The 23,691-nt window shown below is 58.1% G+C and carries 12 protein-coding genes; 10 read left to right on the plus strand and 2 right to left on the minus strand.

The window, feature by feature from the left end; translation table 11 throughout:
• The first annotated feature begins 843 nt into the window (after nucleotides 1–843).
• The 4 genes from WFN75_RS20350 to WFN75_RS20365 all read left to right on the plus strand — a co-directional run bounded on the left by WFN75_RS20350 (nucleotide 844) and on the right by WFN75_RS20365 (nucleotide 17,486).
• Nucleotides 844–12,516, plus strand: a complete 11,673-nt coding sequence (locus WFN75_RS20350; protein ID WP_336996727.1) for a BapA/Bap/LapF family large adhesin — start codon at nucleotides 844–846, stop codon at nucleotides 12,514–12,516.
• Between the two features lie 206 nt (nucleotides 12,517–12,722).
• Nucleotides 12,723–14,123 (plus strand): TolC family outer membrane protein, encoded by a 1,401-nt coding sequence (locus tag WFN75_RS20355; protein ID WP_040074352.1) that lies wholly within the window; start codon nucleotides 12,723–12,725, stop codon nucleotides 14,121–14,123.
• Nucleotides 14,120–16,306, plus strand: coding sequence for a type I secretion system permease/ATPase (locus WFN75_RS20360; RefSeq protein ID WP_040074351.1), 2,187 nt, complete (start codon nucleotides 14,120–14,122; stop codon nucleotides 16,304–16,306). The genes WFN75_RS20355 and WFN75_RS20360 overlap by 4 nt, the downstream gene beginning before the upstream one ends.
• Before the next feature lie 10 nt (nucleotides 16,307–16,316).
• Entirely contained in the window at nucleotides 16,317–17,486 is a 1,170-nt protein-coding gene (locus tag WFN75_RS20365) for an HlyD family efflux transporter periplasmic adaptor subunit (RefSeq protein WP_154298883.1), read from the plus strand.
• A gap of 37 nt (nucleotides 17,487–17,523) precedes the next feature.
• Here the strand turns inward: WFN75_RS20365 and WFN75_RS20370 are convergent, their stop codons facing one another.
• Both WFN75_RS20370 and WFN75_RS20375 read right to left on the minus strand, forming a co-directional pair.
• Nucleotides 17,524–17,868, minus strand: a complete 345-nt coding sequence (locus WFN75_RS20370) for a type II toxin-antitoxin system HicB family antitoxin (protein ID WP_040074349.1) — start codon at nucleotides 17,866–17,868, stop codon at nucleotides 17,524–17,526.
• Entirely contained in the window at nucleotides 17,861–18,139 is a 279-nt protein-coding gene (locus tag WFN75_RS20375; protein WP_046886088.1) for a type II toxin-antitoxin system HicA family toxin, read from the minus strand. Before WFN75_RS20375 ends, WFN75_RS20370 begins: the two co-directional genes overlap by 8 nt.
• Before the next feature lie 805 nt (nucleotides 18,140–18,944).
• Here WFN75_RS20375 and WFN75_RS20380 point away from each other — a divergent pair.
• The 6 genes from WFN75_RS20380 to cydB all read left to right on the plus strand — a co-directional run bounded on the left by WFN75_RS20380 (nucleotide 18,945) and on the right by cydB (nucleotide 23,626).
• A complete protein-coding gene (locus WFN75_RS20380) occupies nucleotides 18,945–19,130 on the plus strand; it encodes a general stress protein (protein ID WP_040074347.1) in 186 nt (61 codons plus the stop codon).
• Between the two features lie 94 nt (nucleotides 19,131–19,224).
• On the plus strand, nucleotides 19,225–19,719 hold the full coding sequence (locus WFN75_RS20385; protein WP_040074346.1) for a YciE/YciF ferroxidase family protein: 495 nt from the start codon (nucleotides 19,225–19,227) through the stop codon (nucleotides 19,717–19,719).
• 30 nt (nucleotides 19,720–19,749) lie between these two features.
• Nucleotides 19,750–20,256: a ferritin-like domain-containing protein gene (locus WFN75_RS20390; protein ID WP_040074345.1), complete on the plus strand. Its 507-nt coding sequence runs from the start codon at nucleotides 19,750–19,752 to the stop codon at nucleotides 20,254–20,256.
• A gap of 15 nt (nucleotides 20,257–20,271) precedes the next feature.
• Nucleotides 20,272–21,144, plus strand: a complete 873-nt coding sequence (locus tag WFN75_RS20395; protein WP_207292256.1) for a manganese catalase family protein — start codon at nucleotides 20,272–20,274, stop codon at nucleotides 21,142–21,144.
• 68 nt (nucleotides 21,145–21,212) lie between these two features.
• On the plus strand, nucleotides 21,213–22,616 hold the full coding sequence (locus WFN75_RS20400; protein WP_233800809.1) for a cytochrome ubiquinol oxidase subunit I: 1,404 nt from the start codon (nucleotides 21,213–21,215) through the stop codon (nucleotides 22,614–22,616).
• Nucleotides 22,616–23,626: a cytochrome d ubiquinol oxidase subunit II gene (gene cydB / locus WFN75_RS20405; protein WP_212476314.1), complete on the plus strand. Its 1,011-nt coding sequence runs from the start codon at nucleotides 22,616–22,618 to the stop codon at nucleotides 23,624–23,626. The genes WFN75_RS20400 and cydB overlap by 1 nt, the downstream gene beginning before the upstream one ends.
• The last annotated feature ends 65 nt before the right edge of the window (nucleotides 23,627–23,691 follow it).

The following is a 23,691-nucleotide window of genomic DNA, read 5'->3' on the forward strand; positions in this document are numbered from 1 at the left end:
TGTGCACCCATAAACTATACCCTTTTCATCTTGTTACGCCCTGCGTTTTTGTTGCTTTGTGCGAGCCCGCTTAGCAAAAAGCTTAACAATACTTTTTACGCTACATGACTTTTGCCGTTGCGCTATGTCTTCATAAAAGTGCCCTGCACTTCGGATAAATATCAACGTATTGGGAACTATATCTCTGGCCAGCATTAATTAACAGCGAAAATTAAGCCAAAATCCTTTACTTTATTTACCACCGCGTCAGTAGCAGTCTTTGGTAATACAGGCAAATAAACTTATATATAAAAATAATCGCCCTTAAATATAATATATTCACTCTTAACTTAACTAATACTAAAACAGTAACCCTCAATTACTTAAATGAAATTTTGTGATTACGATCGAATTTCTCGCACTTTAAGGCCTACGTATTACAGCCCGCACCGTGCGCGCCATCGCAGGCCAGGCAAGGCCTACAGCGGTGGAACGCAGGGTAAATAGAATTAAACGCGTTATTAGGCACTTTTAATTAGCTTCACTTACCATTTATTTACGCTTCCTTAATTTGCGCTTTCCTCGCTTAAGCGCTATATCAAATTCATACGCAATAATTTGATATCACCATAGTTTATAGGGAATAAAAACGCCCAAAAACGCACACTAATATCGACTCGCACCTCATGTGCAACATTGCAATACCTCTTATTTTTCCTGAGACGTATTGATTGCCTTATTAACCAATTTCAGTGCTGAACTATTTTAAATAATAGTTTTGCCGCTGCGGATACCTTTTATCTATGGGAAGGAATGGCTCCAACCTGCGCGCCATTTCTACGCACTCTGACGGGAGTATTTCGAATGAGCAAGATCACTGTCCTCTCCACATTGACGAAATCAGAAACCACTATGGAGGGGACTCAGGTCATTCTGAATGACCCCTCTATCGTCACGCTCCACGTGGGCCGCGCCGATATTGCAGGTTACAGCCGCAGCAACGACGATCTCATTGTTCGCCTGACGTCAGGTGAAACCATTACGCTGAAAAATTTCTACGCGGCGGGCAACGGCAGCCAGCTGGTACTGGAGGAGACAGACGGTGCGCTGTGGTGGATTGAAGATCCGCTGGCGGCTGAACAGTACGAGTCAATCGCCTCAACCGAGGCGCTGCTGGCCGGTGGTGCCACCGGTTCGGCAGGTGAAGGAGCAGTATGGCCCTGGGTGCTGGGTGGTCTGGCGGTTGCCGGTGGGATTGCCATCGCCGCAAGCGGTGGTGGTGGCGGCGGCGGTGGTGATGATGATAACAACAATCCCCTCCCTCCGAATCCGGGCGATCCGGATACGACAGCCCCCAATGCGCCAACCAACCTCCAGCTCTCCACAGACGGCACCACAGTTACGGGCTCTGCCGAGCCGGGCAGCACGGTAACCATTCGCGATGCCAACGGGAATATCATCGGCAGAGGCCAGGCGGGGAGCGACGGCAAATTCTCCATTGGTCTGGACGGCCCCGTTAATGCGGGCGAGACCCTTACCGCCACGGCCACAGACAGCGCGGGCAACGTCAGTAAGGAGACCCAGCTTGCGGTAACCGACACCGTTGCGCCAGAGGCACCAACCAACCTGCAACTCTCCACCGACGGCACCACCATCACCGGCTCCGCGGAGCCTGGCAGCACGGTAACCATTCGCGATGCGAACGGGAATATTATCGGCAAAGGCCAGGCGGGGAGCGATGGTAAATTCACTATCGACCTGGGCGCTCCCGTTAACGCTGGCGAGACCCTTACCGCCACGGCCACAGACAGCGCGGGCAACGTCAGTAAAGAGACTCAGCTTGGGGTGACAGACACCGTCGCCCCCGACGCGCCAACAATAGTTCTGGTAAACGACGACGTGGGTAGCATCAAAGGGCCATTGACCAGCGGTCAGAGCACGGATGATACCCGTCCTACCTTCAGCGGGCAGGGTGAAGCCGGTGCTACCATTACCCTCTTCGATAATGGCAAGCAGATAGGCACCACTAAAGTTAGCGCGGACGGTAGCTGGAGCTTTACGCCAGGCAGTAATCTGAGTGAAGGGATCCATAACATTACCGTGAAAGCGACCGACGCGGCGGGCAATACCAGCCCGGCCTCCGCAGGTTTTACGGTGATTGTCGATATTACCCCCCCTGCCGCGCCTACCGCAGCCATCGTCAATGACCAGAGCGGCAGCGTAGTGGGTGTAGTGCAAAACGGACAGAGTACCGACGAGAATCAGCCCGTCCTGACCGGGACCGGCGTGCCGGGCAGCAAACTCACCATTTACGATAATAACGTCGTAGTTGGCAACGTCACGGTACTGCAAAACGGGACCTGGAGCTTCAAGCCGACGGCCCCTCTGAACGAAGGTTCGCACACCATCACCGTGCGGGAGAGCGATGCTGCTGGCAACCTCAGCCAGCCTTCCACCCCCATTACCTTCATCGTTGATACCACGCCACCGGAAGCGCCAACCTTAGATCCGATGGCGCCAGAAGGCATTTTCGTTACCGGCAAGGCCGAGGCGAACAGCACCGTATTTATCTATAGCGGAACGACCTTACTGGGTCAGGCTACGGCGGGTGCAGACGGCACCTTTAGCGTGCGCCTGAACTCAGCGCAAACCGACGGCCAACAGCTGAACGTGGTGGTACAAGATACGGCGGGCAACCGTAGCACCCCAGTAAACTTCGATGCCACCGACTCCGGCTTCCCGGACTCCCCGCTGATTGTGCGTGTGGAAAATAATAACGGCGCGGATCCGGTGGCCATTGGTAACGGCCAGCCGACCAATGACACGACGCCGCTTATCAGCGGTACTGCGGCAGCCAACGCCACGATTAACCTGCTGATCAACGGGACCGCATACGGCCCGATCACGGCAAACGGAAACGGTGAGTGGAGCTTCTCGCCTCCTGCCCTGCCCGATGCCGACTACGTAATTACCGCCACCGCGACAACCCCAGCCGGCACCAGCGGACCGTCGCTGACCTGGAATTTCACCATTGATACCGCCCCGCCGACCGCGCCGGATGACGTTGAAGTCTCCGGAAACGGTACGCAGGTGACCGGTACGGCCGAAGCGGGCAGCACCGTGACGGTGAAAGATGCCGATGGCGATACCATTGGCACCGCGACGGCGGGCCCGGATGGCCGCTTTACCGTCACCATTTCACCGGCTCAGGTCAATGGCGAAGCCATTACCGTGACGGCAACAGACGTTGCGGGCAACCCGAGCACCGTGACCAATGCCAACGCGCCAGATATCACCGCACCTGGGATCCCGCAAAATGTGGTGGTGGCTCCCGATGGCGCCAGCATTAGCGGTGATGCGGAACCGAACAGCACCGTCATCGTTCGCGATCAGGACGACAACGTGGTGGGCCAGGGCCAGGCCAACAACGACGGTAAATTCGAGCTGACGCTGGATCCACCGCAAACTAACGGCCAGCTGCTGGACGTCACGGCCAGTGACGGAAATGACAATACCAGCGTGCCGGCACAGGTCGACGCGCCGGATTCTACCCCACCAGCCGCACCGGGTGACCTGGCGGTAAGCCCTGACGGGACCACCGTCACCGGCACCACCGAGCCGGGCAGCACCGTCACCGTGAAAGATGGCGACACCACCATCGGCACCGGCAAGGCAGATGACAGTGGTAATTTCTCTGTCACGATTACTCCTCCGCAACGCAACGGTGAAAGCCTGGACGTCAGCGCCACCGACCCGACCGGCAACCCTGGGCCGGCTGCATCGGTGAACGCGCCGGACACAACGGCACCGGAAGCGCCGGTGATCCTGAGCGTCAATGATAACGTGGAAGCCAACACCGGAAATCTGGATAACGGGGCCACCACCAATGACAATACGCCGCTGATTAGCGGGACCGGCGAGCCGGGCTCGACTATCACCCTGCTGAATAATGGCGTCTTCCTGGCGACCGTCACCGTGCTGGAGAATGGCAGCTGGAGCTATACGCCTGCCGCCCTTACCGAAGGCGGGCACCTGTTCACAGCAACCTCTAAGGACGCGGCGGGCAACGTCAGCGGGCTATCAAACAGCTGGAGCATCACCGTTGATACCGCTCTGCCTGATGCCCCGACGATCGGCACCATTATCGATAACGTGGAGGGCGGCGCAGGCACCGTCACCAGCGGTCAGCCCACCAACGACGGCACCCCTACGATTAACGGTACCGGCGAACCTGGTGCGACCATCAGCATTCGTCTGGACGGCGAGGAGTTCGCCAGCGTGACCGTTCTGCCGAACGGGACCTGGACCTGGACCCCGACGACACCGATCCCAGATGGGGATTACACGCTGACCACCGTCGCCACTGACGCGGCGGGCAACGTCAGCGAGGCATCGCCTGATTTCACCCTGAGCATCGATACCCGGGAGCCGGGCCAACCGACAATCGGCACCATTACCGACAATGTGGGTCCTAACACCGGGCCGATTGCCAACGGCGCGGCCACCGACGACACCACACCAACGCTCACCGGCACCACCGATCCGGGCACGACCGTCACCATTTATGATGGTGACAACCCGATCGGCACCGCCACGGTTCAGCCGAACGGCGACTGGAGCTTTACCCCGCAGGTTCCGCTGACGGAAGGGCCACACACCCTTACCGTGGTGGCGACCAATCCGGCAGGCACCGCCACGACCTCTACCCCGGTCAACCTGGTGATTGATACCACCGCGCCGGAGACCCCGGCTGCGCCAGCGGTCACCGCCAACCCGGACGGGACCACGCCAACGGATCTGAGCTCGGGCAGTACCACGCGCGACACTACCCCAACCCTGAGCGGCAGCGGTACGGAAGGGGATATCATCACCATCTACAACGGTGACGAAGTCCTGGATACGGTGACCATTCCGGCCGGTGGTGTCTGGACCTGGACACCGACAGAGCCGCTGGACGATGGCACCTACGATCTTACCCTGACGGTGACCGCCCAGGATGGCGCAGGCAACAGCAGTGCGCCGTCGCAGGCGGTCTCTATCACTATTGATACCGATCCACCGGCGGTGCCGGATGTCCCGGTGGTAACCGATAACGTGGCCCAGGGTACTGGCCCGGTGGCGGACAATGGCAGCACCAACGATCCGCGTCCGGTCCTGAGCGGTACCGGGGTGGCGAACGATGTCATCACCATTTACGACAGCGCCTCCGCCAATCCTGGTAACGTGGTCGGCACCGTTACGGTCGATGCTAACGGCAACTGGAGCTGGAGACCGGAGGGCAACCTCACCGAAGGGGACCACACCTTTACCACTACCGCCACCGACCCGGCGGGGAACGAATCCATTGCATCTGGCGGTATCACGGTCACTGTGGATATCAGCGCGCCGGAAATTCCGGTGATTACGACCGTAGGCGGAGCCGGTAACGGCGGTGCCACGGACGATACTACGCCTGCGATCGCCGGCACCCTGGAGAACGCAGACGGCGATGCCACCGAGGTCATCATCTATAACAACGGGGTCGAAATCGGCCGCGCGCCGATTATCGACGGCGCCTGGACCTTTACCCCAACGACCGCGCTGCCAGATGGGCCGCTGAACCTTACCGCCGCCGCGGTGGATGCGGCGGGCAACCTGAGCGCCACCAGCCCGGTCGTGACCGTCACCATCGATACGCTGGCCCCGTCCGTGCCGCAGATTGATGCGGTAGAAGGCGCCACCCTGGTGGGTGACATACTCTATAGCCGCGACAGTACACCAACCATTACCGGTACCGGCGAGCCAGGCAGCAGGATTACAGTGACTATCGATGGCACAGCGCTCGAAAGTTCCCCGACCGTGCAGCCAGACGGTACCTGGTCGATTACCTTACCAGGCAATCTTGCCCTCTCTGACGCCGCCCATACCATCGAGATTGTTGCTACCGACCCCGCCGGCAACACAACTTCCGGCGAGCCGATCTCTCTGACGGTTGACACCACCCCGCCAGGGGCACCAACGGTGACCGCCCTGGCCCCTGAAGGCACGCCGCTTACCGGCACCGCCGAGGCGGGCTCCACGGTGGTGATTACCGGCCCGGGCAATGTTGAACTGGGCCGCGGCGTAGCCGATGCGCAGGGCAATTTCAGCATCGCCCTGTCACCGGCGCAAACCAGCCCGACCACCCTGACCCTGACCGCCACCGACGCGGCCGGTAACCCGGGCGCCTCCACCGATTACGAGGTCACCCTTGAGGTGGATCTGCCGGACGTGCCGGTCATTACCACCATTATTGATGGCGAGGGCGCGGTAACGGGGGATGTGAAAGGGAAAACCTCTGACGACCCTACCCCGACGCTGAACGGCACCGCACCGGCAAACAGCACGGTAAACATCTTCCTGGACGGCAACCCTGTGGCGGTGGCGACGGTGACAGCTGGCCCCGATGGTACCTGGACATGGCCGGTCGCCCCGGCACTCACCGAAGGGGCTCATAGCTTTGCGGTCAGCGCGACACAGGACGACGCCACCAGTGGGCTTTCGCCTGCGGCAAGCGTGACGATCGACCTGACCGCGCCGAACGCGCCGGTGATTGGCGCGGTGACTGACGATGTCGCGCCGGGCACCGGGCCGCTGACCTCGGGCCAGACGACCAATGACGCACAACCGACCCTCTCCGGGCGTGGCACGCCGGGCGAGACCATCACCGTCTACGACAATGACACCCCGATCGGCACCGCACTGGTCGGTGCCACCGGTAGCTGGACCTTTACCCCTACCGAGGCGCTCGGCGAGGGCAACCACTCTCTGACCATTACCGCCACCGATCCGGCGGGCAACGAGAGCGATCCGTCCGCAGCCTTTACCCTGGTGGTGGATACCGTCTCCCTCACGCCGACCATCACCAACGTGTCGGATAACGTCGATCCCGTTCAGGGAACCATCCCTACCAACGGGGTGACCAATGACAACACGCCGACCCTGACCGGCACCGCTGAGCCTAACAGCGTGGTCACCATCTCCGATGGCAACACGGTGTTGGGTACCGCCATTGCCAACGCAAGCGGCACCTGGACCTTCACCCCGACCCTGGCGGAAGGGACACATAACTTCACCGTCATCGCCACCGATCCGCAGGGCAACGTCAGCGACGCCTCAACGCCATGGACGGTGGTGGTCGATACCACTGCGCCAACCCTGCCCGTTATCACCAGCGTGAGCGACAACGTGGAGGGGGGCACTGGCAATCTGACCAACGGACAGCTCACCAACGACGCCACCCCTACCCTCACCGGTACGGGTGAAGAGGGAAGCACTGTTCGTATCCTCGATGGCAACACGGTGATTGGCAGTGTGGTGGTCGGTGAGGGAGGCACCTGGTCCTTCACGCCAGAACCGGCGCTGACAAACGGGCCGCATAGCCTGCGCGTCAACGCTATCGATCCGGCCGGTAACGTGAGCGCGAATTCACCGGTCTTTACTATTACGGTAGATATCACTCCGCCTGCCGCGCCTGCCATTACCAGCGTGGTGGATGATGTCGGTCCGGCGACCGGCACCCTCGCCAGCGGGGCCTCGACCAACGACAACCTGCCTACCTTCAACGGTACCGGCGAAGTGGGCGCCACCATTCAGATCTTTGACAACGATGCGCTGATCGGCACCGCCGTGGTCAGCGCTGCCGGCACCTGGACCTTTACGCCGACGACCGCACTGACCGACGGGCCGCATGTATTCAGCCTCTCCGCCGTCGACGCGGCAGGCAACACCAGCGTCACCTCCACGCTCTATAACCTGACGGTGGACACCGCCGCGCCGAATACCCCAACGCTTCTCAGCGTCACCGACGATCAGGGCCCGAACACCGGAACCCTGACCAACGGACAGGCCACCAACGATCAGCAGCCAACGCTGGCAGGTACGGCGGAGGCCGGTGCGATCGTGCGTATCCTCGATAACGGCGTGCAGATTGGTGAGACGACGGCCGGGTCAGACGGTCGCTGGACATTCTCCCCTGATTCCGCGCTGAGCAACGGCAGCCATACGCTGACCATTACGGCGACCGATGCGGCGGGTAACGTCAGTACACCGACGCAGGGCTTCGTGGTGGTGGTTGATAACGTGCCGCCGCAGGCACCGCTCATCAGCCAGGCTATCGATGACCAGGGCAGCATTACCGGCCCGATCGGCAGCGGTCAGCCAACTAACGATGCGCAACCGGTGCTGAACGGCACCAGCGAACCGAACGCCGTGGTGCGCGTCTTTGAAGGCAACACGCTCATCGGCCAGACTCAGGCTAACGCGGACGGCAGCTGGTCGCTGCCTGTCGAAACGGCGTTCCTTGACGGCCAGCACGTGCTGACCGCAAGAGCCGTCGACGCGGCAGGCAACGTGAGCCCGCCATCGCCATCCTTTACCCTCAACATTGACACCCAGCCACCTGCCACGCCGGTGCTGACCAGCGTGACCGACGACGTTCCGGCAGGTACCGGCCCATTGACCAACGGCCAGACCACCAACGACAACCGACCAACCCTGGCAGGGACGGCCGAGGCGGGCTCAACGGTGAGTATCTACGACGGTACGACCCTGTTGGGCACCGTTGTGGCCACAAACGGTAACTGGACCTTCACGCCAACGACACCGCTGGCGGATGGCAGCCATAACCTGACCGTCACCGCCACCGACGCGGCGGGTAACAGCAGCACGGCAACCGGTGGCTTTACCATCGTGGTGGATGCCACCGCACCTGCGGTGCCAGTGATTACCACCATCGTGGATGACGTCGGGTCAATTACCGGCCCGGTCACCAGCGCGACACCGACTAACGACAACCGGCCAACCCTCAACGGCACCGCGGAAGCGGGCGCGACGGTGACCATCTATGACGGCACCACCGTTGTGGGCCAGGCCGTCGCGGATGCGAACGGCAACTGGAGCCTGCCACAAACCAACGTGGCCCTGAGCGAAGGCCAGCATAACTTTACCGTTACCGCCACCGATGCAGCGGGTAACAGCAGCGCCGCCTCGCCCATCACCTCCATTGTGGTGGATACCGTTGCGCCGCTGCAGCCAACCAGCCTGGCGGTGGTTAATAACGGCACCCGCGTCACCGGTCTTGCCGAGGCGGGCAGCACCGTGACGATCACCAGCGCCAACGGTACCGTTCTCGGTACCGCCACGGCGAACGGTGACGGCACCTTTACCGCAACCATCTCCCCGGCACAGACCAACGGCGAAGCACTGCAGGTCTTCGCCACCGACCGGGCGGGTAACGCGGGCACGACCTCCGCCGTGACGGCACCGTTCACGACGCTGCCGAATGCGCCGGTCATTACCACCGTTACCGATGGTGAGTCTCCGGTGACGGGTACCCTGACCAACGGTCAGGCCACCAATGATTCAACCCCGACGCTGGCCGGTACCGCGCAGCCAAACTCTACGGTCACCATCTATGATAACGGCGTCTCTATCGGCACCGCACAGGCTAACGGCAGCGGCGCGTGGACCTTCACGCCGACGACAGGGCTGACGGAGGGCTCACACGCCTTCACCGCCACGGCGAGTAACGCCACCGGCACCGGCCCGGCGTCGACGTCTACCTCGGTGATCGTGGACACCCTGGCGCCGAATGCACCGCAGGGTACCTTTAACGCCGATGGCAGCATATTGAGCGGCACCGCCGAAGCCGGCAGTACGGTCACCATCAACACGCCGAATGGTTCGTTCACGACGGTCGCCAATGCTAACGGGACCTTCAGCTACACCTTCCAGCAAAAACAGGTCGACGGGGAGCAGATTACCGTTACGGCGACCGATGCTGCGGGCAATGTCTCCACTACGTTCCCCGTGACGGCGCCGGTTCTGCCGCTCTCTGCCAGCGATAACGCGATTGAGCTGGAGCTGGGAACGACCGCTACGGTGACCAATACCCAGTACAGCGATTATGGGTTCCTGCTGGTGGGCGCGGTGGGTAACGTGCTGACGCTGCTTGGCAACGACACCGCTCAGGTGGACTTCACCGTCGGAGCGGGCGGCAGCGCCAACATGACCATCGACGCTAACGCCTCCGGGGTGGTGCTCTCGCTGCTCAATACCCTTGAGCTGGTGGTGCAGCGCTGGGATGCGGTCAACAACACCTGGACTACGGTAGTGGATACCGGCCTGCCGCAGTTTGCCAACCTGCTGACGCTGGGGGCGAGCGGGGTAACGCTTAACCTCAATGATCTGACGGGCGGGCAGTACCGGGTACTGAGCTATAACACCAACCTGCTGGCGACAGGCTCGTATACCAGCCTGAACGTGAATATCACCGAAACCAGCGCGGGCACCTTGACCGGTGAAACGGCCCAGAGCGGGAACGTGATTGATGACGTGGATCCGACCACGGGCAGCGACACCGCCCCGATCGGGACGCTGGTCACCAGCATAACTAACGCACTTGGCCAGAGCGTCGCGGTTAACGCCACCGGCGATACCGTTGTTCAGGGGCAGTACGGCACCTTAACTATCCGCAGCGATGGTACTTATACTTACGCCCTGAACAGCAATGCCGGTCCATCAGTTCTGGGTCGCACGGAGAGCTTCACCTATACCCTTACCGGTGGCGGCACCACCGACTCCGCGAAGCTGGTGATTTCGCTTGGCCAGGGCACCGTCAGTAACGGCGTGGTGGCGACGGACAACACCGCCTCCCTGACCTTCGATACCACCGTCAGCGCGGTAGATAACGGCCCGTCTTCGCAGGGCGGCTTCACCGTGGTGGGTATCAATCTTGGCTCGACGCTGGGGCTGAACCTGCTGGACGATCTGAGCAATCCGATCATCTACAACGTGGAAGACGGCACCACCCGCACCATGACCATTCAGGCCTCGGTAGGGGGCGTGGCGCTGGCCTCCACCTTTGATCTGTACGTCTATAAGTTCAACGAAGCGACGCAGACCTTCGAGCAGTACCGCACCGTAGCTAACTGGCTGCGTGCCCCGCTGCTCGGCGGCACCTCGCCGCAGTTAACCCTGCAACTGCCGGCCGGGGAGTATCTGTTCCTGCTTAACACGGCGGCGGGGATCACCGCCCTGACCGGTTACACCCTCAACGTGCTGCAGGATCATGTCTACAGCGTAGAGAGCGTGTCGGCCACCACCCAGGGTGATGTGCTGTCGGATGACATCGTGCCGAACGGCACGGTGGTCAGCCAGGTGAACGGCGTGGCGGTGAGCGCCACTGGCGTCACCACCATCGAAGGGGAGTACGGTACCTTACGTATTAACGCTCAGGGGGAATACACCTATACCCTGCGCAGCGGCGTAGGATCCAACGGGATTAATACCCCTGACACCTTCGTCTATACCGTGCGTACGCCGACCGGCGTGACCGATACCGCCTCACTGAATATCACCCCGACGGCGCGTCCGCTGGATGCGGTGAATGATGTGAGCCAGGCGGTTGACGTAGCCTCGGTCCACCATACCGCGGCTTACTCAGACACCACGGTCGGTTCTGCGAGCTGGACATCGGCACTGCTGGGCGCCACCCAGGGCAGCGGCAGCGGTACCTTTGTCGTTGATGCAAATACCGCGCTGCACAACGTGGTGCTGAACTTCAACGTCGCCTCGCTGCTTAACCTGGGCGGGCTGACGGTGAACTGGACCCTCTCTCAGGGCGGGACCACCATTCGTACCGGCTCCTTCGGCGGCGGTATTCTGCTGGGAGGCAACGCTTCTATTAACCTGACCGGCCTGGATCTGGACGCGGGCACCTACACACTTAGCTACACCGGCCGAGTAGGTGCACTGAGCGTGGGGAATATCACCATTACCCCGAGCGTAACCGGCACCAGCTTCTCGCTGTCCCAGTTCGACTCCACCAGCGGCCATACCGTTAACGGCAATATCTTTGACGGTACTGACTCTCAGGGGGCGATGGATCAGCTGCACTCGGTGGATACGCGTCTGAGCATTACCGGCTTTAACGGCGTGACCTCTACGATCGATCCGTACGAGTCCAGCAGCGCCACGGTGACCGTACAGGGGCGCTACGGCACTCTGTCGATCGCCGCCGATGGGGATTACACCTATACCCTTAAAAGCGGTGTTGCGCTCTCCAGTATCACGACCAAGGAAGTCTTCAACTACACTCTGACTGAGGGTGGAAAAACAGACACTGCCTCTCTGACCATTAACATGGCGCCGAAATTTATCAGCTCCGAACATAATGATCAGATTACCGGCACCGTGTATGGCGACACCCTGATTTACCAGGTGTTGAACAACACGGCGGGCAATGCCACCGGGGGCAACAGCAGCGGCGATCACTGGACCAACTTCTCGCTCACGCAGGGCGACAAGATTGATATCGGCGATCTGCTGGTGGGCTGGAACGGACAGAGCTCGACGCTGGGTAATTACATTCAGGTGAGCACCAGCGGCAACAATACGGTGATCTCCATTGACCGCGATGGCACAGGAACCGCCTACGCTAAATCGACGCTTGTCACGCTGGATAATGTGCAAACCACCTATGAGGAGCTGGTGTCCCAGAATCACATCATTACCTAATGACGCTAAAAACAGACCCGGGCGCGTGCCGCCCGGGCTGAACACAATAGAGCTATACCCTTCATCATTCGAGCTGCATGACAAAACGCCTGACGCGTTTTGAGGTCCCCTGCAGCGGCCCCGCAGGACAAGGCCCTGGAATGAATCGGGTAATAAAGCCAGCCTGAATGATGACGGGTATATATTGATTTTTTAGGGATAAAAGCATGGATAAAGTGTCTTGCTGGTGGCTGTCGTGCTGCCTTTTTTCCACCCCGCTTTTCGCGGAGATATCGCCTGCCGTTATTAATCCTGCGCTTTTAAGCGAACAACAGGAACTCCCCGCCTTAAATGGCCGCGTCGCACTGCCAGCCACTAAACCGCCATCCGGAACGCTAACGGTACAGGACGCCGTCACCCGCGCCGTCACCTGGCATCCGACTATTCGCGAGGCGGTGGGCAAGCTCTATGAACAGACAGAGCAGGTGGATGTCGCGAAATCGAAATACTATCCCCAGGTCAATGCCGGGATGGAAAACGGCTATACCCATGACGGCTACGACAACGGTTTTACCCCCTCGCTGGTGCTTTCGCTTTCGCAGATGCTGTACGATTTTGGCAAGGTAGCAAGCCAGGTACGGGCAGAAAGCGCCGGTGTGGCCCAGCAGCAAGCCAACGTCCTGGTCAGCATCGATACCATCGCCCACGACACCGCCCTGGCGCTGGTGCAGGTGCAAACCTGGCAGCAGATGGTCGAGACCGCGAAAGAGCAGCTCGATGCCCTCTCCTCCATCGGCACGCTGGCACGCCAGCGTAATGACGAAGGGGCCAGCTCGCTGTCGGATGTGGTGCAGACCGAAGCGCGCATCGAGGCGGCGCGCGCCCAACTGATGCAGTATCAGGCAAGCCTGGACAGCTCCCGCGCCACGCTAATGAGCTACCTCGGCTGGGATAACCTCAATACGGTGAGCAATGACTTCCCGCAAAAGCTGGGAAAGAGTTGCGACCTGGCAGAGCCGGATGACCGCCTGGTTCCGGCCGTGCTGGCCGCCTGGGCGCAGGCCAACGTCGCCCAGGCCAACCTGGATTATGCTAATGCCCAGATGACGCCGACCCTTTCACTGGAACCGGAGGTGCGCCACTACCTTAACGATCGCTACTCGGGCAACGATGTGCGCGACCGCACCCAGTATTCGGCCTGGGTGAAAGTCCAGATGCCGCTCTATCAGGGGGGCGGCCTGACCGCTCGTCGTAACGCCGCTGGTCACGCGGTCGAGGCGGCCCAGTCAACGATCCAGCGCACGCGTCTGGAAGTGCGAAGAGATCTGCAGGAGTCCCGCAGCCAGGTGCTGAGCCTGATGAGCACCCTGCAGATTCAGGCCCGTCAGGAAACGCTCAGCCAGCGCACCCGTGAACTCTATCAACAGCAGTACCTCGACCTCGGCTCCCGTCCGTTACTGGATGTGCTGAACGCCGAGCAGGAAGTTTATCAGGCACGCTTTACCCAACAGCAAACCGCCGGACAACTGCACCAGCTTCAGCTGAATTGTCTCTACAACACCGGGCGCCTGCGCAACGCGTTCAGCCTTGATAACCGCACTATTCAGTCCGTGGAGATCCAGCCATGACGCAAAACGATTCAGATCAACAGGCGCCCCTCAGCCAGCAGTCGCTGGAGCTGTGGGCGCAGGCGTTTGGCTACGTGGCGACGCGCTACCGGGTCACCTGCTCCCCCGGCGCGCTGGTCGCCAGCGCCCCCTGGCTAAAAGATAAGCCTAAAATCCCGGCGTTGACCGGGCTGGCGCGCGACGCAGGATTAAGCTTTAAGCTCCTGAGCAACGAACAGGCGTCTATTAACAGCTGGCGCTTGCCGGTGGTGGCGGAGCTGGACGATGGCAATATCGGCGTAATCGAACATTTTGACGGAGAAGATACCCTCGACGTCTGCTTCTTCGACGATAAAACGCACGTCAATCGCCTCTCGATGAGCGCCCTGCTGCCTAAAATCCGCCACGTGGTAGCCTTACGCCCGCTGTCGGCGCTGAAAGACAGCCGCGTGGATGCCTATATTTCGCAATATCGTCCTGACTGGCTCTATCGGCTGGTCATGCGCGACATGCGCCCCTATGCCTACGTGATGCTGGCGGCGCTTTTCGTTAACGTCCTGTCGCTGGCGGGTATTCTCTTCTCGATGCAGGTCTACGACCGGGTCATTCCGGCGCAGTCCTATCCCACCCTGTATGTGCTGACCATCGGGGTGCTCATCGCCACGCTGTTTGGTTTTTTACTGCGAATGGCCCGCAGCCACATCATGGATCTGCTGGGTAAACGCGCGGATTTACGCGTCTCTGACCGCGTCTTTGGGCACGCCCTGCGCCTGCGCAATAGTGCTATTCCCCGCTCTACCGGCAGCTTTATCTCGCAGCTGCGCGAGCTGGAGCAGATCCGCGAGATGGTCACCTCCTCCACGATCTCGACGATTGTCGATCTCCCCTTCTTCCTGTTGTTTGTGGTGGTGCTGGCGATTATCGCCCCGCAGCTTGCGTGGATTGCCCCGGTGGCGGCGGTGCTGATGGTGCTGCCGGGGCTGCTGTTACAGAAAAAGCTGGCGGCGCTGGCGAAGCAGGCGGCCCACGAGTCAACCCTGCGTAACGCGGTACTGGTGGAGAGCGTGCAGGGGCTGGAAGATATCAAGCTGATGCAGGCGGAGAACCGGTTTTTACAGCAGTGGAACAGCTACATCCAGATTACCGCCGAGTCCGGTCTGCGCACCCGCGAGTTGACGCAGAACCTGATCAGCTGGGGAATGACCATTCAGAGCCTGGTGTACGCCGCCGTGATTGTGGTGGGTGCCCCGATGGTGATCGAAGGGGAGATGACCACCGGTGCCGTGGTGGCCGCCTCGATGCTTGCCTCTCGCATGGTGGCGCCCATGGCCACGCTGTGTGGCGTGCTGGCCCGCTGGCAGCAGGTGAAAGCCGCCAAAGAGGGGCTGGACAGCATTATGCAGCTGCCCACCGAGAACCAGCGTGAAGAGACCCCTATCCGCCAGGATGTGTTGCGCGGTCACTACCTGTTTGAGCAGGCCCAGTTCCGCTATGGCGGCGAGGAGCAGCGTGTGGCGCTGCGCATCAACCGCCTGGAGATCAAGCCTGGCGAAAAAGTGGCGATCCTCGGGCGCAACGGCGCGGGCAAATCGACGCTGCTGCAGGCGATGATCGGCGGCATGGATCTGATCGACGGCGAATCGCGGATAGATAACATCAGCCTGCCGCATCTCGACGTGGCCGATCTCCGGCGTAACGTGGGGCTAATGACCCAGAATGCCCGCCTCTTTTACGGCACCCTGCGTGAAAACATTACCCTCGGCACGCCGCGCGCTACTGACGAGGAGATCTTCCAGGTGCTGACCATGTGCGGTGCCGCGACCTTTGTCCAGAAACTGCCAAAAGGGCTGGATCACCCGATCATGGAGAACGGCGTGGGCCTCTCGGGCGGCCAGCGCCAGTCGATTTTGTTGGCACGTATGTTCCTGCGTGACCCCAATATCGTGCTGCTCGACGAGCCGACCGCCTCGCTGGATGAACATACCGAGCGCGAATTCATTCAACATTTGCAGGCCTGGCTCGGCAACCGCACGCTGATCGTCGCCACCCACCGGGTGCCGGTGCTGGAGCTGGTAGACAGGGTGGTGGTCCTGAAAGAGGGGATGCTGGTAATGGACGCGCCGAAAGCACAGGCATTAAGCAATAGCCGCATGCAGCAGCAGGCGAACGGACGGGAGTGGAAAAATGAAAATCAGTCAGCGTGACGCCGCGGCGATGGATGACCTTGATAACGCGCTCGGCAGCGAGAGCGGCTATACCGGAGCGCGCAATATTATTCTCTTTACGCTGGCGCTGTTTGTGGTGCTGGGCGCCTGGGCCTGGTGGGGGATCCTCGACGAGGTTTCCACCGGTACCGGGAAAGTGATCCCCAGCTCGCGTGAGCAAAAGCTGCAGTCGCTCGACGGGGGGATCCTTGCTGAACTGATGGTGCATGAGGGGGATCAGGTGCAGGCCGGCCAGGTCCTGGCGCGGATGGACCCTACCCGCTCTGAATCCAACGTGGGGGAGAGCGCAGCGCGTTATCGCGCCTCTCTGGCCTCCAGCGCCCGCCTCTATGCCGAGGTGAACGACCTGCCGCTGAAGTTCCCCCCTTCGCTGGCAAAGTGGACCGATCTCACTGCCAGCGAAACCCGGCTGTATAACTCCCGCCGCGCTCAGCTGGAAGATACCCAGCGCGAGTTGCGACAGGCCCTGGCGCTGGCCAATAAAGAGCTCGCCATTACCCAGCGGCTGGTGAAAACCGGTGCTGCAAGCCATGTGGAAGAGCTGCGTTTACAGCGTCAGAAGAGCGACCTGGAGCTGAAGCTTACCGATGTGCGTTCGCAATATTATGTGCAGGCCCGCGAAGCGCTCTCGAAAGCCAATGCCGAGGTGGATATGGTATCGGCGGTTCTGAAGGGGCGTGAGGACTCAGTGACGCGGCTGACGGTCAAATCCCCGGTACGGGGGATTGTGAAAAACATCAAAGTGACAACCATCGGTGGCGTTATTCCGCCCAACGGTGAGCTGATGGAGATTGTACCGGTGGACGATCATCTCCTGATCGAAACGCGTCTTTCGCCGCGTGATATCGCCTTTATCCACCCTGACCAGAAGGCGCTGGTGAAGATCTCCGCCTACGATTACGCCATCTACGGTGGGCTGGAAGGCGTGGTTGAGACCATCTCACCGGATACGATTCAGGACGAAGCCAAACCCGAAGTCTTCTACTACCGGGTCTTTATCCGCACCAATCAGGATTATCTGGTGAACAAGGCAGGAAGGCACTTTTCGATTGTGCCCGGAATGATTGCGACTGTGGATATTAAGACCGGTGAGAAGTCGGTGCTCGACTATATGATCAAGCCGTTCAACCGCGCAAAAGAGGCGCTGAGAGAGCGGTAAGCAAAAATGTAAAAGGGCCTGAGACTGGCCCTTTTAGTCAAGCAAATTCGCGCTCCAGAACATCAACAATGAGCTGATTCTTTGAAACGGCATGTTGTTTAGCTATCGCTGTTAAACGCGATCCCAGACGGCTTGAAACGCGCAATGTCAGACGCTCCAGATGCTCCTGACAGTAGGGTTCAATGCCCTCCTCTGCGCAATCCTTAAGATATTCTGTGAGTGAGATTTCACCCTGCTGGCGAAGGCCATCGATACTATTAGCGACAAAATCACAATAGCCGGAAACATTGAGAAATTTGCCCCGAAAAGCGCCAATTTCGGCCTCAAAATTTATTACCGCAGGCTGCCCCATAATCATCATGATATTACTGGTTTTAATCATAATTAACTCCTACCGACTCTTCGAACCATGCCTGTAAACCTTTTACCGCCCCTTTATCCATTACACTCCCCGGGTGCGGTTGATGCGTCAGCCAGAGTGAACCTGAAAGGACAAAACGACGTCTTGAACCATTGCCATTTTTGACTTTACCGCCGAGGTATTGGATGAGACTGACGACATCATCCCATTTGATGCCTGATTTAGGCGGCACAGTCATTACGTCATCAAACGTTTTACGATGTCTGGAATTGAGTTCACTGACTTGTATCATCCTGCATCCTGTTGACGTCCTGTCATGTAATCATTCTAGCTACCGCACCGCAGTGACGTCAACAAATGACGTCACTGCGATAGATCATTTGCTTATAGGTACAGACTGCAGGCAAAGGGGCAATGCCCGGTGAGCATCGACACTCATTTTGCGTCCTTATGCACTGCATCAGTCCACATACTTTAACCAGGCTCACTCTGTATCCTGTATTTCCTTGCCACAGTCTGATGACATTTCTGGATATTTCTTAAAAAGGAAACGGTTTTAAATATATTTCTCATCAGGCAAGCTCACTTTATAAACAAAATATATTCGACAAATATTTGCCAATAAGAATTCAAACATATCTATTGAAAATTGACTGAGGTCAATAATCCATGAGATATGATTGCTTAAGCCCTTCACCCCCCTACCAAACGGTAAATTTATTTTATTTTAGTCCCTTCAAGATAATTAAGAATTGTCTCAACAACTTTATTTTTTTATAGGCTATAAGCCCTTAAAGCAGTTATGTAAACTTACGTAAAGAACCCCGCCACGTCTGGAACTCAATGCTGAACCGCAACGTAAAAGTAATTTAGCGCTGCGCTTAAGCGGAAGAGCGATGCAATACATCATCTTGCCGCAGTTTATTATAAAAACAACCGAAGCGATAATGTGTTAAAAAAACAAAACCATCAATGAAATATCTAAAAACATCGATTTGACTCCTGCCGAATAAAAACTAAATTTAATCCTGAACGACATATTGATACGAACAAATCGTATCTTAACTGACATAAATGCAACATGTGAGGGTTGAAATATGGCAGATCAACGTGGTGGTTCAGGTAATTTCTCTCAAGACCGTGAAAAAGCGTCTGAAGCAGGGAAAAAAGGTGGTCAGCAAAGCGGCGGTAACTTTAAAAACGATCCGCAGCGTGCCTCTGAAGCTGGCAAAAAAGGGGGTCAGAATAGCCATGGTGGCGGACGGAAATCTGACAACTCCTAATTAGTTTTTCATCTTACTAGTGAAGTGAAAAATGAGAGAGCTGCGGGCTTGCGGGCTCGCAGTATTTTACTGTCATCAATAACGGAGCGATCTTATGAATATGAAATCTATGGAAGATGTTTTTATTCATCTGCTATCAGACACCTACAGCGCAGAAAAGCAGCTGACACGTGCGCTGGCGAAACTTGCTCGTGAGGCTTCAAGTGAAAAATTGAGCGCCGCCTTTAAAGCGCACCTTGAAGAGACGCAAGGACAGATCGAACGTATTGATCAGGTCGTGGAATCTGAACCAAACCTGAAAATCAAACGAATGAAGTGTGTTGCGATGGAAGGCTTAATTGAAGAAGCCAATGAAGTCATCGAAAGCACCGAGAAAAATGAAGTCCGCGATGCGGCGTTAATCGCTGCGGCGCAGAAAGTTGAACATTACGAAATTGCCAGCTACGGCACCCTGGCGACCCTCGCCGAACAGTTAGGTTATCGCAAGGCGGTAAAACTGTTGGCTGAAACGCTGGAAGAAGAGAAAGCGACAGATATCAAACTGACTGATTTGGCCGTAGGCAACATCAATCAGAAAGCCGGTAAATAATAACGTTGCAAACACACTGAGGAACAGACTATGAATCACGTAGAACATTACCATGACTGGCTACGCGATGCTCACGCGATGGAAAAGCAAGCCGAATCCATGCTCGAATCGATGGCCAGCCGCATAGACAACTATCCCGATGTACGCGCGCGTATTGAGCAGCACATCACCGAAACCAAACATCAAATTACTGTGCTGGAAGAGATCCTTGATCGCAATGATATCTCGCGCTCGCTGGTAAAAGATTCCATGAGTAAAATGGCAGCCCTGGGTCAGTCCATCGGCGGTATGTTCCCGTCAGATGAGATTGTTAAAGGCTCCATCAGCGGCTATGTTTTCGAGCAGTTCGAGATAGCCTGTTATACCTCTCTGCTGGCGGCAGCGAAGAAGGCTGGCGATACCGCATCAGTACCTGCGATTGAATCTATTCTTGCCGAAGAGCAGCAAATGGCCGACTGGCTGATCCGTCATATTCCGGATACCACGGAACAGTTCCTCCTGCGCTCCGATGCCGATGGCGTGGAAGCGAAAAAATAAATCACAGGAGAGCCTATGTTTCGACACGTAAAACAACTGCAATATACCGTGCGCGTCGCCGAGCCCAATCCGGGCCTGGCGAACCTGCTGCTCGAACAGTTTGGCGGCCCTCAGGGTGAACTGGCTGCCGCCTGCCGTTACTTCACCCAGGGGCTGGGGGATGACGATCCAGGGCGTAAAGATATGCTGATGGATATCGCCACCGAAGAGCTTAGCCACCTGGAGATTATCGGGACGCTGGTTGGCATGCTTAATAAAGGCGCCAAAGGTGAACTGGCAGAAGGGACCGAAAGTGAAGCTGAACTTTATCGTTCGCTAACGGCTAACGGTAACGACAGCCACATCACCTCGCTCCTGTACGGGGGTGGTCCTCCGCTGACCAACTCCGCGGGCGTCCCCTGGACGGCGGCCTATATCGACACCATCGGTGAGGCGACGGCGGATCTGCGCTCCAACATCGCGGCAGAAGCGCGCGCGAAAATCATTTATGAGCGTCTGATTAACGTCACCGACGATCCGGGCGTGAAAGATGCGCTGGCTTTTCTGATGACCCGCGAAGCGGCGCACCAGCTCTCCTTTGAGAAGGCGTTGCAGTCCATTCGCAATAATTTCCCACCGGGGAAATTGCCACCCATCGAGCAATACGCTAACACCTACTACAATATGTCTGAAGGTGGTGAAGTACGGGGCAGCTGGAACAGCGACAATAACTTTGAATACGTCGCTAATCCGCAGCCTGCTGTTGATGGGGGAGATGGCAGCGCGTCTGTGTCTCTGTCAAAAGAGCAAAGCGCCCTGCTTAAAGCGATGGCTAAACGTACCGAGTCGGATCCGAAAGCCGACCCTCTCACCGGCGCAGAACTGGGTGCCGGTAAGAAAAAAGCTTAACCCCTTCTACTATGCCATACCCAAATGCCCCGTCCCCACGGGGCATTCGTTGATGGGGAAGAGAACACATGTTTGAACTCGACGCATTTCATCTTGCCAGGCTGCAGTTTGCCTTTACTGTCTCGTTTCACATTATTTTTCCCGCCTTAACCATCGGCCTCGCCAGCTATCTTGTGGTGCTGGAAGGAATGTGGCTGCGCACCAAAAATGACGTCTGGCGATCGCTCTACCATTTCTGGCTCAAAATCTTCGCCGTCAACTTCGGTATGGGGGTGGTCTCAGGGCTGGTGATGGCCTATCAATTTGGCACCAACTGGAGCGGTTTTTCCCAGTTTGCCGGCAGCATCACCGGGCCGCTACTCACCTATGAGGTGCTCACCGCCTTCTTCCTCGAAGCTGGCTTCCTGGGCGTGATGCTCTTTGGCTGGAACAAGGTTGGGCCGGGGCTGCACTTCTTTGCCACCTGCATGGTGGCGCTGGGCACGCTGATGTCCACATTCTGGATCCTCGCTTCCAACAGCTGGATGCACACGCCACAGGGGTTCAGCATTGAAAATGGTCAGGTCATTCCGCAAGACTGGTTTGCCATTATCTTTAACCCGTCCTTCCCCTATCGTCTTATTCATATGTCCATCGCCGCCTTTTTGAGTAGCGCCCTGTTTGTGGGGGCCTCCGGGGCGTGGCATCTGCTGCGGGGCAACAACACCCCGGCGGTGCGCAAAATGTTCTCAATGGCGCTGTGGATGGCGTTGCTGGTTGCCCCGGTTCAGGCGCTGGTCGGCGATATGCACGGCCTGAATACGCTGGAGCATCAGCCCGCGAAGATTGCCGCCATTGAAGGACACTGGGAAAATCCCCCCGGCGAAGCGACGCCACTGCTGCTCTTCGGCCTGCCCGATATGGAGGAAGAGCGGACCAAATATGGCCTTGAGATCCCGGCGCTGGGTAGCCTGATCCTGACGCACAGCTTAGACAAACAAGTTCCGGCGCTGAAGGATTTCCCGAAAGAGGATCGCCCCAACTCCACCATCGTCTTCTGGTCGTTTCGGGCCATGGTCGGTCTTGGCCTGCTGATGATTGCCCTGGGCCTCGGTAGCCTGTGGCTGCGCTACCGCAAGCGATTGTACCAGTCGCGCCCCTTCCACTGGTTTGCACTCTGCATGGGGCCCGCCGGTGTGCTGGCGGTACTGGCGGGCTGGATCACCACCGAGGTGGGCCGACAGCCGTGGGTCGTTTATGGCTACCTACGAACCGTCGATGCCGTGTCACTGCACAGTACGTTACAGATGAGCATCAGCCTGCTGGCCTTCATCCTCGTCTACTGTTCCGTCTTTGGCGTGGGTTTGCTCTACCTGATTCGCCTGATTAAAAAAGGGCCGCAGCCGACCGAAGCGCTGACGCTGCATACCGATGGCAGGCCGGCACGTCCGCTCTCTGCGGCGGAACCGGTACCGGAAGAGGAGAAACCCTGATGGGCGTCGATATTTCAGTAATCTGGGTGGCCATAATCGTATTCGCCACCCTGATGTATATCATTATGGACGGCTTCGACCTGGGGATTGGGATGCTCTTTTACTTCGAGCGCGATCCCCAGTCGCGAGACGTGATGGTAAACAGCGTCGCACCGGTATGGGATGGCAATGAAACCTGGCTGGTGTTGGGCGGTGCGGGATTGTTTGGCGCGTTTCCGCTGGCCTATGCGGTGATTATTGACGCGCTGACTATACCGCTCACCGCCATGCTGATTGGTCTTATTTTCCGCGGCGTGGCCTTTGAGTTTCGCTTCAAGGCCACCCCGTCACACCGTAAATTCTGGGACTACTCTTTTGCAGGCGGTTCGCTGCTGGCGACCTTTAGCCAGGGCATTGTGGTTGGGGCGATGATCAACGGCTTTGAGGTGGAGGGACGTCGTTTTGTCGGCTCCTCCCTCGACTGGTTAACGCCTTTTAACCTCTTCTGCGGGCTGGGTCTGATGGTGGCCTATTCCCTGCTGGGCACCACCTGGCTGGTCATGAAAAGCGAAGGGGCGTTACAAATCCATATGCGCCATCTTACACGCAGGGTGCTGCTGGCGCTGGTGGGAGTCATTGCCGTGGTGAGTATCTGGACGCCTCTCGGCTGGCAGTATGTCTCCGACCGCTGGTTCTCGCTGCCCAATTTCTTCTGGTTCTTGCCGGTCCCGCTGCTGGTTGGGGTATTTAGCCTGTGGATATGGCGTCTCAGCCTGAACCCCAACAGCCATGTAATGCCCTTTATCTTAACGCTGGGGCTGATCTTCCTCGGCTTTAGTGGGCTGGGTATCAGCCTGTGGCCCAATCTCATTCCACCGAGTATTACCCTGTGGGATGCCGCGGCACCGCCATCAAGCCAGCTATTTATGTTGGTAGGGACGCTGTTGATTATCCCGGTGATCCTCGTCTATACCGCCTGGAGCTACTACGTGTTTCGCGGCAAGATCTCCGGTAATGAAGGCTATCACTAAGCTGCGCCAGGGTGGGGGCGGCCTTCTTATCTCATTAGGGCTGAAAGGGTTAACGCGGGGTCTGG

This window comes from Leclercia sp. UBA7405 (genome assembly GCF_037152215.1).
GTDB lineage: Bacteria > Pseudomonadota > Gammaproteobacteria > Enterobacterales > Enterobacteriaceae > Enterobacter > Enterobacter pneumoniae.